Genomic DNA, 14,624 nt, shown 5'->3' with positions numbered 1-14,624 from the left:
TAAGTGAAAAACCATCTTAGTATACTCTACCGTTTTCCTATAAAGAAATTGAGCTTTCAAGGACAGCTACTGTTTCGCTGTTGAAGTTTCAATGGTGTCAGCTAACTTAACGCCCATAGTTTCTTTACCAAGGAAAATAATCGCAATAATGGCAATGAGGATAGACGCCGTGAAGATTCCGAAAATACCCGTGACGGACCAGTTAGCGCCTAGCAGGTGACCGACTAATAACGGACCGACAATGCCACCGATTCGGCCGATACCTGCAGCCATGCCAGAGCCGCTGCTACGAACAATGGTTGGGTATTGTTCTGGCGAATAGGCATACAACGCGCCCCACGCACCGAGGTTAAAGAAGGAAAGTAGCATGCCGGCAGTCAAAAGCATCGGTAAGCTGGCTGCCATGCCAAAGCCTAGCGCGCTACCAGCAGTGCCGAGAAGAAAAAGGCTTAAAACAGTTTTTCGACCCCATTTTTCGATCAACCAGGCAGCCACAAAGTAACCCGGTAACTGTGCAAGGGTCATGATTAACACATAACCGAAGCTATTGATGAGGCTGAACCCTTTGAGCACCATCACACTTGGCAACCACAGGAACATGCCATAATAAGAAAAGACTACCATGAACCAGACAATCCATAACATGAGTGTTGAACGAACATATGGTGGCCGCCAGAGGGTTGTCAGGGTTTTGATTAACCCCGGCCGCGCCACTTTTTTGAACGCGCGCGATTCATGGATGCCTTCACGGAAGTAAAATGCGTACAACCCGGCTAATCCAGTGGCAAAAATGGCGACTCGCCAGCCCCAGATTGGCATGACAAAGTATGAAATGATCGCTGCCAGTAGCCACCCCGCAGCCCAGAAACTTTCAAGCAAGACGACGCTGCGCCCGCGCTTTTCAACCGGGACGCTTTCGGAAACCAACGTCGAAGCAACAGGTAGTTCACCGCCAAGACCAGCGCCAATAATAAACCTTAGTACAAGAAAAATACCATAACCCGTGGCAAAAGCAGATATGCCACTGCCAATCGAAAAGACTAATAATGTAAGGATGAGAATGGCTTTACGCCCGAAGCGATCTGCCATCATACCAAACAAGATGGCGCCAACTGCCATTCCGATTGAACTAACACTTCCGATCCAACCCATTTCAACCGTACTCAACTGCCATTCTTTATGTAAAGCGGCAATCACAAAACTCAGCATGCCGACATCCATAGCATCAAACAGCCAGGCAATGCCGATTCCGATAATTAACCGCGTATGGCTAGGTGCTTTCTTTGACATCGTTATCCCCCTTGAGAAATCCAACATTAATTAGGTGTCTTGACACCCCAAAACATGTTACTTATTTCACCAAAAAAAGGCGGGTCTGTCAATGAAAATTTTCATAGTAAGCACGTCTGAGGTAAAGAAGGGATCGTGGCGTTAACAAAAAGTAGCGAGTGAAAAGCCAAATAATTTTCAAAGCTTGGAGGATTCAAGGAAAAAGCAATCGTGAGGCGAAGAAAGCCTAATGCCCAAATACTGCCGACAATACCTTGAGGGATGTACATGATCACGGCAAAAATCAATCCGCTGACCAGGATTTTTCCGGATCCGATCCGATCGCCCAACTGCCCCAAGCGTGGTGCAGCCATCAGATTTGAAATACCTGGTAATGCGGCAATAATACCAGCGACAACTGTGATCGGCCCGACGTTATGCATTAATTCCTTGACATAAAGACTGATGATTGGGTAAATAGACATGTTTCCGAGCTGAATGATGGCAGTTGAAATCAACAACACCATGATGGCCTTGGGATTGCCGACTTGAGTGAGCAATCCGGGACGCTTTTGCTTGTTCAGCAAGCGCGGATCAGGCGTATAGTGTTCATGCACCATGGTTAAGCTGAGCACAAAGACAATCATGAGTAAGGCTCCGGTAATAATGAAAGTCAGCCGAATTGAAAATGTCTGGGCCAAAAACCCGCCTAGAATCGGTCCGATCAGATTACCGGAAACATAGCCGGTTGTCAGAATTCCAATGGCAGTTCCGCTTTTTGCTTTCGGCGTTTCGGTGGCAATCAAAGCGCTGGCATTAGGAATGTAACCAGCTGCTAATCCCTGTAAAAAGCGTAATGCAATGAGCGCATAAACATTATGCACAAACCCGCACGCACCAATAATGATGGCCATGCCGAAACTGGAGCGCAGCAGCATCAGTTTACGGCCGCGACGATCCGCCAGTCGGCCCCAAAGTGGACTGACAATCGCAACTACCATAAAGGTGACCCCAAACGTAATACCGGAGTAGATACTGAGTTGGCCTTTGGTAAAATCGCCGAGCTGGTCGACATAGAGTGAGATAAACGGCGAAACCTCACTAAAACCCATGCCGGCGATGAAGGTGCCAAGCCACAAGACAGCTAAATTTTGCTGCCATGGCTCGAGACTTTTAAGTTTACTTGGCAAGATCGCCAACTTCCTTTCAAAAAATTAGTTACCTAACTAATATAACGCAATCTGTGGGTGCTTACAATTCAACGTGTCAGTTTACGATTGTTGAAGTCTCGGCATTCGCACAAAATATATTTTTGCAGAAACACTTTGACATCAACCTCCGACCATGGTATTCTACTCGTTGTGATTAGTCACTCTGCCTAAGACTCAGGGGGCGCAAGCCTTAATCATCCTGCCGAGGTGGTATCGGAAACAGTAGATACCTCTATGTCTTGGTAGACATGGAGTTTTTTTATTGCTAAAAACTTCAACCAAACTAATGGAGGTGAAAAACATGAGTGAACAAGCTATCGCAAAAAAAGCTGAACTCGTTAAGACGATTTCTGAACAATTCAAGAATGCTACCAGTGCTGTCGTTGTCGACTATCTGGGCTTAACAGTTGAGCAAGTAACCGCATTACGTAAGGAACTGCGCGAGGCTGGTGTCAAGATGGAAGTCTTGAAGAACACCTACCTGCGTCGGGCCGCTGATGCCAACGGTTACGAAGCATTGGATGATGTTTTCAAGGGCCCTACAGCCGTTGCCTTCTCCAATGACGATCCTGTTGCCCCTGCCCGTATCATGGCCAAGTACGCTGACCAATTTGATGCATTGAAGATCAAGGGTGGCATCATCGAAAACAAGGTTGCTTCATTGGACACCATTATGGAAATGTCCAAGATGCCAGATCGCGAAGGTCTGCTGTCGCAACTTGCTTCTGTCTTGCAGGCACCTGTCCGCGACTTTGCATTGGTTGTCAAGGCAATTGCAGAATCCAAAGACGAAGAACCTGCTGCATAATTTTACGTTACAAACTATTTAAAAAACGGAGGAAACAAACATGGCTTTAGATGTAGATGGCATCATTGCACAACTTAAAGATGCTTCCATTTTGGAACTAAACGACTTAGTTAAGTCGATCGAAGATGAATTCGGTGTTAAAGCAGCTGCTCCTGTTGCTGCCGGTGCTGCTGCTGGTGGCGATGCTGCTGCTACCAAGGATTCCTATGACGTTGAATTGACCGAAGCTGGCCAAGAAAAGGTTAAGGTTATCAAGGCAGTTCGTGAAATCACTGGCCAAGGTCTGAAGGATGCTAAGGGTCTCGTTGATGCCGCTCCTAAGGTTATCAAGGAAGGCTTGTCCGAAGACGACGCTAACAAGATCAAGGAACAGCTTGAAGAAGTCGGCGCAACCGTAACCCTCAAATAATCTAGTTTCATTTTCAAACAAAAGCACCTCGCTTAATCGTGGTAATACCGCAAAAGGCGAGGTGCTTTTTTGTATAAATTTTAAAAGACTGCCGAAGATAACAACTCAAGCTCACGATGCCGTCATTGATTTAAATAACAACATCAATGACAAAGTTGTTATTAAATAGGAAGAAATTCATGGCATGTGAGCAAACTAAGGACTAATTGGCTGCGACGCTTTGTTTATAGCTGTCAAGCGCATCCGCTAGATCTTTATCTTTGATGGTGACGTGTTGATCTTTCAGTACCTGACTAATGACACGTTGCATCACACTTGAATTACGCGACCATTTTGAATAGACACTAGCAGTTAAGGCTTTCTTACTGTCTGAAAATGTCCCTTTAGCCGGGTGCTTGATCATTTTAATGACCTCATACCCATTTGTGACTTTAACCGGTGATTGTGTATACTCGCCATTTTTAAGCTTGTACGCGGCGTCTTTAAAGGTCGAATCAAGACTTTTACTGTTCGATTCAAAGCTTACTTTGCCACCTTTATCCTTGGTTGAGGTATCGATTGAATAAGTTTTTGCCAACGTCGTGAAGTCTTTGCCAGCTGCTAAATCACTGATGACTTGTTTAGCTGTACTTTCATCGCTAGTTAGAATATGCTGAACGGTCACTTTGGGTTGGTAGGTTTTCCAAGCGGCTTTAAGTTGACTGTTGGTGACTTTCTTTAACTTTTTTAGTGCCACTTCGCTTAAGAGGTTGGTTCGAATGCTTTGGCGAAAACTGCTCTTACTAAAGCCGTTTTGACTCAAAAAAGAAGTGAAGTTTTCACCATATTCATTTTTATAGCTGTTATAAGTATTGTCCACTGATTTGGCGCTGACGGATTTTCCATACGCTTTGTTGAGTGCGCGATAGATAAGCAGGTTAGCGAGAACGGTTTTGGTGGTCGGGGATTGTTTGAGCTCTTTATAAAAACTGGCTTGTGTGACCTGACCACCGGAGTATGTAGCGACCGTTGTACTATCGGCTTGTTTGGATTGGCAGCCGCTTAATAGCATGATTGAAGATGCCATCATTGCGGCTAAGAATGGAACGCGCAGTTTTTTCTTCATGAAATCAATCTCCTTTAACAGATTGCGGAATAGATCGTGGCTACATTCTAACGTTGGATATTAAAAAACTCAACATATTCCTCATAATCACATAATTTAAACATTTTTCCGCCTTAGCATACCTGAATTGCCCAGTATCACAGTCATGAGAGCTTTTTTACAAATAAGAAAATTAATAAAAGATTAAAAATTATGTTGAAACTCCTGAGTGTCTGTATATAATCTTAACTATATCAAGCCAAGGTTTGAATAGTTTTGAAATTACTGGGAATCGGAGGGTATAGGATGCAAACAAAAAGGAAAGGGCTATCAATTCTCTTAGCCAGCACAGTTGCATTAGGAGCACTTTCTGTTTTGCCAATTGGTGAAGTTCAAGCTAAAGCGGCAATCTCGCAGCAAACTAAAGGAACAAATTTAGCGGAAGCCAAGACTGCCTCAGCTGGACGAACTGCCAAAGACACGACCAGTGCGGTGACCAATCAAGCCATTGCGACCCAATTAGCCGCAAAAGGCATTGATTACAACAAGTTAAATAAAGTTCAGCAACAGGATACTTATGTCGATGTTATTGTGCAGATGAGCGCGGCACCGGCTTCCGAAAATGGCACGCTCAAACCCGATTACTCCAGTACTGCCGAAATTCAGCAGGCAACAAATCAGGTCATCGCGGCTCAAGCCAGTGTTAAATCAGCCGTTGAACAAGTGACGCATCAGACAGCTGGAGAAAGCTATGGTTACGTTGTTAATGGCTTTACAACCAAAGTCAAAGTCGCTGATATTCCGCGGTTGAAACAAATCCCCGGCGTTAAAACCGTTACTTTAGCCAAGGTTTATTACCCAACCGATGCTAAGGCCAATTCAATGGCAAATGTGCAGGCGGTTTGGTCTAATTACAAGTATAAAGGGGAAGGCACGGTTGTCTCGGTCATTGATACTGGGATTGACCCCAACCATAAGGACATGCGGCTTAGTGATACTAAAAAGGCCAAATTGACCCGAACAGATGTTGAAAAATTCACCAGTACTGCTAAACACGGGCGTTATTTCACGGCTAAGGTTCCGTATGGCTTTAATTACGCAGATAACAATGACACGATTACCGACGACACGGTTGATGAACAGCATGGGATGCATGTTTCCGGGATCATCGGGGCTAACGGTACAGGTGATGATCCAACCAAGTCAGTTGTCGGTGTAGCGCCAGAATCACAATTATTAGCGATGAAGGTGTTTACCAATTCAGATACATCGGCGACGACTGGTTCGTCAACGCTTGTTTCTGCGATTGAAGATTCGGCCAAACTGGGCGCGGATGTTTTGAATATGTCCCTTGGGTCTGTTTCCGGCAATCAAACACTGGAAGATCCTGAAATTGCAGCCGTTCAAAACGCCAATGAATCCGGGACCGCAGCGGTTATTTCAGCAGGAAATTCGGGTACATCCGGGTCAGGTACAGAAGGGGTCAACAAAGATTATTATGGCCTGCAGGATAATGAGACGGTTGGCACACCGGGGACATCACGCGGGGCAACGACTGTCGCATCGGCCGAAAATACAGATGTCATCAACCAAGCCGTTACGATTACTGACGGCAGCGGGTTAAAACTCGGGCCTGAAACCGTACAGCTTTCAAGCAATGACTTTGTTGACAGTTTTGATCAGAAGAAATTCTACGTTGTCAAAGACGCAAGCGGTAAGTTAAGTACAGGTGATGCTGGCGACTATACGGCGGATGCCAAAGGGAAAATTGCAATTGTCAAACGTGGCAGTCTGACTTTCACTGACAAGCAGAAATATGCCGAGGCCGCTGGTGCAGCAGGCTTAATCATTGTTAATAATGATGGCACATCCACACCTTTGACTTCGATTTCTCTAACGGCTACTTTTCCTACTTTTGGTCTTTCCAATACGACTGGCCAAAAACTGGTTGACTGGGTAACTGCGCATCCAAATGACAGTCTGGGCGTAAAAATTGCCTTGGCGTTGTTGCCAAATCAAAATTATAAAGCAGATCGGATGTCAAGTTTCACTTCATATGGCCCTGTATCTGATCTTTCCTTTAAGCCTGATATTACAGCGCCGGGTGGTAATATTTGGTCAACGCAAAACAACAATGGTTATACGAATATGTCGGGGACCTCAATGGCATCTCCATTTATCGCCGGCTCCCAGGCACTTCTAAAACAAGCGCTAAATAATAAAGACAATGAGTTCTATGCCGACTATAAGCAACTTAAAGGCACAGCATTAACCGATTTCCTCAAAACAGTTGAAATGAATACTGCAAAACCGATTAATGATATTAACTATAATAATGTCATCGTCTCTCCACGCCGACAGGGAGCAGGGTTGGTGGATGTCAAAGCCGCGATTGATGCTTTGGAGAAGAATCCATCAACGGTTGTTTCGGAAAACGGCTATCCTGCTGTTGAATTGAAAGATTTCACGAGCACTACCAAAACGTTTAAGTTGACGTTTACCAACCGCACCAAGCATCAGCTGACGTATCAAATGACTAGCAATGAAGACACCAATGCGGTTTATACTTCGGCTACCGATCCGAATTCAGGCGTTCTCTATGACAAGAAAATTACTGATGCGGCAGTCAAGCCGGATACCGATATTGTGGTACCGGCTGGAAAATCCGTGAAGGTACCGTTCACGCTTTCACTGCCTAAGACTTTTGATCAGCAACAGTTTGTTGAAGGATTCTTGAACTTCAAGGGAAATGATGGCTCGAATCTCAACTTGCCATATATGGGCTTCTTTGGTGATTGGAATGACGGGAAGATCGTGGATAGCCTGAATGGCGTGACTTACGATCCAACTGGTGGCAATTATGGGACTGTTCCGGTGCTCACCAATAAGAAAACCGGCAGTCAGTATTACGGTGGCTTAGTCACGGATGCAAGTGGCAAGCAAACGGTTGATGATAAAGCAGTGGCCTTTTCGAGCGATAAGAACGCGCTTTATAATGACATCAGCATGCAATACTACCTGTTACGCAATATTAGCGATGTGCAAGTCGATGTGCTGGATAATCACGGTAACAAAGTAACAACGCTCAGCAGTACGACTAACCAGACTAAGACTTATTATGATTCAACTGGTCGCAACTATACTTACTATCGCGCACCGGCTTGGGATGGTACGTATTATGATCAACGAGATGGCAATATCAAAACAGCCGCTGATGGCAACTACACGTACCGTATTTCGGGTGTTCCTGAAGGCGGCGACAAGCGGCAGACATACGATGTAGCATTCACGCTGGACTCTAAGGCGCCAACGGTTCGTCATGTCGCTTTAACGTCTAGACAGGAAAAAGGCAAAACCACTTACTATCTCACCGCTGAAGCAAAAGACGATCGAAGCGGTTTGGATGCCACTAAGAGTGCAAAAACATCGGTTAATCAAGTCACCAATCTTGATGGCACCTTTACGACGACAGGGACAACTGCTGATGGCTACACAAAACTCGAAACGCCACTGACGGATAAGCAGGCACAAGCCTTGGGTCAAGGCGATAATAATGTTGAACTTTATTTGACCGATAACGCCTCAAACGCCACGGATCAATCAGCTTCCGCACAAAAGCCCGGATCAACTGCTTATGATCTGATTATTAATGGTGGTGGTTTACCAGATAAAATCACGAGTCAAACGGCTAACTATCAAGCAGGGAAGCAAGGTGGCACTTACACCTTTACCGGGACGTATCCGGCTGCTGTTTATGGTACCTATACCGATGCGCAAGGAAAGCAGCATGATTTGACGACCACTTATGACGCTGATGCCAATAGTTTCAAAGCCACTATGGCACTTGACGCCAGCGACTATGCGACGAAGGTTGATCTTTATACTGACCAAGCACATACCCAGTTAGTTAAACATTTTGATACGAATGTCCGGTTGGCGGCACCTACTTTTAGTGACTTGCGGGTTAATGATAATCAAGATCAAACGTCCGAAAGTACCGTTAAAGTAACCGGAACAGCTAGTGCCGACACTGAGAAGGTAACGGTTACTAACGGTGGCACGACAACACCGGTTACTTTGGATGCCAAACATCACTTTAGTGGCGATGTACCCGTTAACTATGGGGATAATACCATTACGGTGACGGCAGAAGATGAAGATGGCAATACCGTTACCAAGCAGCAGAAGGTAAACTCAACTTATGATGCCGATGTCCTAAAAAATGCGGTGACCTTCGACCAAGGCGTCACTTTCGGGGCAAATCAACTGAAAGTTAAAGATGCTAAGTACTATGACCCTAAGACCGGGATTGCAACGATTACCGGTAAAGTCAAGCATCCGACGACGACTTTGCAAGTAGATGGTAAACAAGTACCGATTAATGATGATCTAACCTTTAGTTTTAAGTTGAATCTGGGGACAGCCGGTCAGAAACCGTTTGGCGTTGTAATTGGTGATACCACGCAAGATAAAACGGTTCAAGACAGCTTGACCTTTATTTTAGATGCTATTGCCCCGACACTGTCACTCGATAGCTCGACGGACAAACCTGTCTATACGAATGATCCGAATTTCCGTATCACCGGAACAGCGACAGATAACGTTAATTATTTGGAACTGGCAATTAACGGTAGTCAGGTTGCCAGTCAATATGAGGACATTAACTTAAACAGCGGGCAGCCGGGTCATATGGCAATTGATCAGACGGTGAAACTATTAGAGGGCAAGAATGTCTTAACCGTTGCGGCAACAGATAGCGGCAGTAACGTCACAACTAAAAAGATTACGGTTTATTATGAGCCTAAGAAGACACTCGCAGCGCCAACAATTACGCCAAATACGACTGATCCAGCTAAAGAAGTGACGTTGACAGCCAAGGCAGCAGCAGGTGAGACCGTTCAATACAGTACTGATGGCGGCAAGACTTACCAAGATTTACCGACAACGGGACTGAGTGTATCGGCAAACGCGGACTTTAAATTTAAGGCTGTTGATCTATACGGTAATGAATCGCCGGCAGTAGATTACGCGGTTAAGAATATTAAGACGGATGATCCGGCGCAGTTACAAAAGGCCACAACAACGCTGCAGGATTTGCTTACTCAAGCAAAGGCAAAAGCAGCGAGCGCTCAGTATACTGACGCCACAACTGATGCTCTGAATACCGCTATCGGATCGGCGCAGACTGCTTTAGCTAAAGCTGATGCCACAATTGAAACACTCACAACGGCAACAACGCAGCTGACCACCGCAGTGAATCAGTTGGTTGATAAGCTGCCAGCAGACCAACAAGCTGCACTACTAAACAAGATACAATCTGCCAAAGAGGCGTTTGGAACTGATTTAGGTGGCCAAACCGATCCAAGCACCGGTAAAACGCTAAATGCCGAACTGGACGCTGTCGCTGCGCAAACGACAGCAGGAACTAGTACCGCCGATCAAATTGAAACCAACTTCAATAAGGTATTAGATGCTGCATTGAATCAATTGGCAAAAACAATTAAAGCGGCAACGCCTGTCAAAGTTGGTAATGCCAAAGATACCACTACCGGTAAAACCTGGTACGGTGATGTTGATGCTGTCATTGCTGCAGGTACAGCAGCTAAAGCGGATACTGAAAAGATTGCACAATTGCAAGGTTTGTTTGGTTTGAAGACTAAAATTGCCGCAGCGGTTGAGGCAGCTGCCAAGACACCACAGCAACCTGGAGGCGGATCCGGAAGTGGTTCTGACACTGGCAAAGGGTCTGGCACCGGAAGCGGCTCTGAAGCAGGTAAAGGTTCCGGCACCGGAAGTGGTTCCGAAGCAGGTAAAGGGTCTGGCAGCGGAAGTGGCTCTGAAGCAGGTAAAGGTTCCGGCACCGGAAGCGGTTCTGAAGCAGGTAAAGGTTCCGGCACTGGAAGTGGTTCCGAAGCAGGTAAAGGATCTGACACCGGAAGCGGTTCAGATGCCGGTAAAGGCTCTGGCACTGACAAGGGAAATCAACCAAAAGACACACCATCAACCAATCCTAAGGGCGGCGACGACAAGAAACAGACGCAAGAAACGCCGGCACAACCAACAGGGACCGAAAACGCCAATAGTAATGGTGCAAACAGTCAAGCGTCCACTAAAGATACGCTGCCAAGTACAAATGAATCGCCACGGCCCGCACTTGCTTTCTTAGGAGCTTTAGTCATGGGTGGGCTAGGTCTTCTTGGCATCAAGCGTAAACGCAAGCAAAGCTAATCACTATCTTTAAAACGATTCGTTACAAGTATCGACTACCGGTCAAGCGTTGTAACGCTCGGTTATGAATCTATGGTTTAAAAAATCCGACATACAGATATGGTGTGTAAACGCCATGCTGAATGCCGGTTTTTATTTTGGTTAAATTTTGGTTAAAATAGACAAAAATCAATCACGAAGAATTAAATCGGACTGAATTACGGTCTGAGCAACTTCTGCACGCAAGGCCAGTTTTAAAGCTGCGGCACCAATGGCGGTTACATGATGATCAATCGTGCTCATGTTTAGTAGCCGACTGGAAAGTTGATTTTCCTGACCCATTAATGGCGGAATAGGGAGATGCTGATCAACAAAATATTGCCGCAATCCTGCCGTAATATCGTCACCATTACCCAAAATAAAATCAGGCTGTTTCGCCGCAAGCATCTTTCCAGCGCGATAACCATCTTGAAAAGTACGCATTTGATAAACCACCAAAGATTGCTCGGGACGGTGACCAAAAACATCGACATAACTATTAATCGTGAGTTTGCTTGTGGCACTTTGCGCATAAGGTCGACTGAGCAAGAGACCGATTCTAGTGTGGCCTTGCCGCTTCATCCAGTTAAATGCAGCTTGATAAGCGGGAGTGCGATCAGCGTAAGCAGCGGCAAGTTTAACCTGGCCCGGATCTTCGCAAACAACAATCGGACCATATCTTTGGTAACTGGCAATAGTGCTTAAACCAAGTCCGTGGGATGTGAAGATCAGTCCATCATAGGCTTGTCTGCGCAATGCTTCCAGATAAGTGCGCTCAAGTTCCTGATCGTAACGCGAGGGTAAAATAACGGCGTGGTAGTTGCCGATCATAGCGGCGTTTAAGATTCCCGTTACCAATTGTTCAAAATAGGGATGATCGGTATGAGGTAAAATGACACCGATTGTCCGGGTCTTACCGGCGCTTAGATTCTGGGCCATCGTGCTCGGCACATAATCAAGCTGTTTCATAACAGTCAGAATTCTAGCGCGGGCAGCAGCCGAAACATAACGATGGCCATTAATCACGCGCGAGACCGTTGCGGTTGAGTAACCAGATAGGCGTGCAATGTCGTGAATATTCGCCATGAAAGCACCTCCACACACAGTATACCAGTCGATTCACCCAGTCGAAAAAGCCGATATGGCATGCAGCGCGTTTAACGTGCACGCATATCGGCTTGGATACGCGACTGCGGGCTTTAAGCAATAGCAGCAGTTGCCATTTGAGTTACAGCCTCTAAATCTTGATGATCGCGGCTGTTTGTTGCAATCGCATCAAGCCAATCATGGATGGTTTGATCATCAGTTGAGACTGGCACTAGCAGCACGACTGCACCGCTAATTTGCTGTCCAGCCGCCCACGGTAATTGGGAGCCAAAGTCGAATCCGATCACCATTGGCGCGGATAGCTTGCTAACGTGCCCGTAAGTCAAAACAATCCGATCACTGAGCAATTGTGTCTCCTCTGCGGCGCTTGCTAACAGTGAACTGAGAACTTCTTGATAATCAAAGTCATAGTCAGTGGTCAGCTTTAACGCAATCGCCTTCAAAGCCCCAATTTGTGTAGGGTGATAAACGGGAAGTTCAGAGTAAAAATGTGTTTGCATTAACATGAAAATGACCTGCTATATAAAACGTGGAAGAATGTCTCTTTGACACCAATAAAGGTTCTATATATTTCCTTTCTTGATTGACATTCAGCATTTCATTTAGTCCCGTTAACAGCGGTATTCCCACTCTGAAATAATTCATCATGACAGTGACCGCCTCTTGAACTTTAAGGGTATAGCCTACCCCGGTACTTTTGATTTTGCATAATCGATCAGGTTATCAACTGCATTCTCATCACGTCGCATCCTAGCACCGCATTGGTAGCAAATGTAATCATCATGTCCAGTGTGGTATTTGGCATTACCGTGCAAAGTAAGTTTCTCTTCACCGGTTTTGATATAACCACATTTTGAACACCGTTGCGTACTCGGAAACATTGGATCGGCAAGAATTAAAGTACTGCCGTTCCAATCCGCTTTGTATTGCATCATGATTTTGAATTTGCCAAACATTGAACGATGCAGCTTTTTGGCGAGACGATGATTCATGCGCATGTGCTGATTATCCAAGTCTTCTATCCCAATTAGATCGTGATCAACAACTAGCTTGGTCGTAAATTTGTTTAACAAGTCCATTTGTATCCGTTCAACGCGTTGATAGTTTCGCTTCAACTTGGTTCTCGTTGCGCGATAGGTCGCTGAATTAAAGTGCTTTGGATTTGTTGTTCGCTTACGTGCTAATTGTTTTTGATAGTGAGTGATACGAGCGTAAAGTGCTGGTAGAGAAGCGGGTAGTGTTGGCTGAATGGCATAACCTGATGGGGTTTTGTAGTCGAACTTGCTCACATTGACGTCAACGGCAGTAACCCGGCGAATGGTTCGTTTTTCAACCATGACTGTGGCTTCAATAGACAACGATGCATAGTAGCCATCTGCGTCTTGAACGATGCAAACCTGCTTGATTTCACCTTGCCATCGTGGCTGTTCAGCCATTTTGATGTCATATCATACCCTTGTGCCGTGTGGTTTGTCCAAACGGAGCTTGCCATTAACTATCTGGGCACGATCCGTTCTAAAAGTTTTACGTGAGCGCTTTTTCGACTTCCATTTAGGCTTTTCATGATTTGGCATTTTAGGATTGAAGTAGTTTGCCCACGCCTTACTTAAATCATTCACAGCAAGCTGTAAGACGCGTGCTGATCGTTCAAATTGCCAATCTGCTTTGTTCATAACCAGTTCATCACGAACTTTTCGCTCATTAGGCCGTATCGACTTATCCATCATGACTAAAGAAGCATCATACATGTCATTCCAGACCTCAAGCCCTTGGTTCCAAACGAAGCGTCGATAATCAAACAGTTTTTCTAGTTCTTTACGCATGGTTGCATTGGGATATAGCTTGATCTTATGTGTTTTAATCAAAAGTGTTCACCTCCCTTCAAGTTAACTAAAGGACTTACTTCAAAGACGGATCGTCTTCAATCTTTTTCTTGTATTTACGTAAGCCGGATAACCGACACGAAAATAAGTGAATGATACTAATTAAGTCTTCAGTTAGCTCTTCTTGAGGTGATAGATTAGGATGATTCAATCCCACAAGCTGCGGGTTGAATTTTTGGGGTTAGGCGCTCAAACCAATCATAGCCAAAACATACGCAACTGGTCGATGTTTCTTTGACTCATCAGCATGACCAATACAGGCTAGGTGTTGATCTTCTGTGTCATAACATCGATTAGTCGGTGCTATGTGGGCTTTGAACTTTCTAGACTTATCCCACTTCTGCAGTGACACCGAGGCGTTTAGCCATTTTGTCTGGTTTGAGCATATGAGCATCTTCCACTTAATTATCGTGCTCATAACATACCATATTACGCTACATTGTTATATATATTTATCTGCTGTTAATCACCTCCTAATGAAAGTGAGCGTGAGCAGGAGCGCTTAGCAATCGGAGTGTAAGTGGCCTCAGGCGTGATGGCCGGGCTTTGGCCATTGCGTTCGAGGTCCTTACACGCAGACTGCTGCGCTGGGGAGCGCGTGATGATA

The 14,624-nt window shown here is 45.4% G+C and carries 7 protein-coding genes, 3 pseudogenes and 1 other annotated feature; of the genes and pseudogenes, 3 read left to right on the top strand and 7 right to left on the bottom strand.

The features are described 5' to 3' along the window. Window positions 1–66: 66 nt before the first annotated feature. Together EL173_RS11660 and EL173_RS11655 are read right to left on the bottom strand one after the other, a co-directional pair. Entirely contained in the window at window positions 67–1,290 is a 1,224-nt protein-coding gene (locus tag EL173_RS11660) for an MFS transporter (protein WP_005711062.1), read from the bottom strand. A 197-nt stretch (window positions 1,291–1,487) separates the two neighbouring features. Next, a pseudogene (locus tag EL173_RS11655) lies at window positions 1,488–2,459 on the bottom strand (MFS transporter); the annotation flags it as partial. Window positions 2,460–2,628: 169 nt separating this feature from the next. Continuing rightward, window positions 2,629–2,750, top strand: a sequence feature (ribosomal protein L10 leader region). Window positions 2,751–2,781: 31 nt separating this feature from the next. Here EL173_RS11655 and rplJ point away from each other — a divergent pair. Then, a complete protein-coding gene (gene rplJ / locus EL173_RS11650) occupies window positions 2,782–3,288 on the top strand; it encodes a 50S ribosomal protein L10 (RefSeq protein WP_005687078.1) in 507 nt (168 codons plus the stop codon). Window positions 3,289–3,328: 40 nt separating this feature from the next. After that, window positions 3,329–3,697 carry a 50S ribosomal protein L7/L12 gene (gene rplL / locus EL173_RS11645; protein ID WP_005692436.1) on the top strand — a complete coding sequence of 123 codons (369 nt, stop codon included), beginning with the start codon at window positions 3,329–3,331 and terminating at the stop codon, window positions 3,695–3,697. A gap of 202 nt (window positions 3,698–3,899) precedes the next feature. Here rplL and EL173_RS11640 read toward each other — a convergent pair whose 3' ends face one another. After that, entirely contained in the window at window positions 3,900–4,802 is a 903-nt protein-coding gene (locus tag EL173_RS11640) for a peptidylprolyl isomerase PrsA (protein ID WP_005692437.1), read from the bottom strand. A gap of 285 nt (window positions 4,803–5,087) precedes the next feature. On the opposite strand from EL173_RS11640, the gene EL173_RS11635 reads away from it, so the two are divergent. Further along, window positions 5,088–11,009 (top strand): S8 family serine peptidase, encoded by a 5,922-nt coding sequence (locus EL173_RS11635; RefSeq protein WP_015764682.1) that lies wholly within the window; start codon window positions 5,088–5,090, stop codon window positions 11,007–11,009. 168 nt (window positions 11,010–11,177) lie between these two features. On the opposite strand, the gene EL173_RS11630 is transcribed toward EL173_RS11635, so the two are convergent. From EL173_RS11630 to EL173_RS15410, 4 genes and pseudogenes are all read right to left on the bottom strand, one after another. Further along, a complete protein-coding gene (locus tag EL173_RS11630; RefSeq protein ID WP_005692439.1) occupies window positions 11,178–12,113 on the bottom strand; it encodes a LacI family DNA-binding transcriptional regulator in 936 nt (311 codons plus the stop codon). Window positions 12,114–12,226: 113 nt separating this feature from the next. Then, complete coding sequence (locus EL173_RS11625) at window positions 12,227–12,640, bottom strand: hypothetical protein (RefSeq protein WP_005692440.1); 414 nt, start codon at window positions 12,638–12,640, stop codon at window positions 12,227–12,229. A 177-nt stretch (window positions 12,641–12,817) separates the two neighbouring features. After that, window positions 12,818–13,999: pseudogene (locus EL173_RS15315) on the bottom strand (RNA-guided endonuclease InsQ/TnpB family protein). A 34-nt stretch (window positions 14,000–14,033) separates the two neighbouring features. Next, a pseudogene (locus EL173_RS15410) lies at window positions 14,034–14,159 on the bottom strand (IS607 family transposase); the annotation flags it as partial. Between the last annotated feature and the right edge of the window lie 465 nt (window positions 14,160–14,624).

The sequence above is a fragment of the Lacticaseibacillus rhamnosus genome (genome assembly GCF_900636965.1).
Classification (GTDB): domain Bacteria; phylum Bacillota; class Bacilli; order Lactobacillales; family Lactobacillaceae; genus Lacticaseibacillus; species Lacticaseibacillus rhamnosus.
This window is presented reverse-complemented; position numbering and strand designations above follow the sequence as displayed.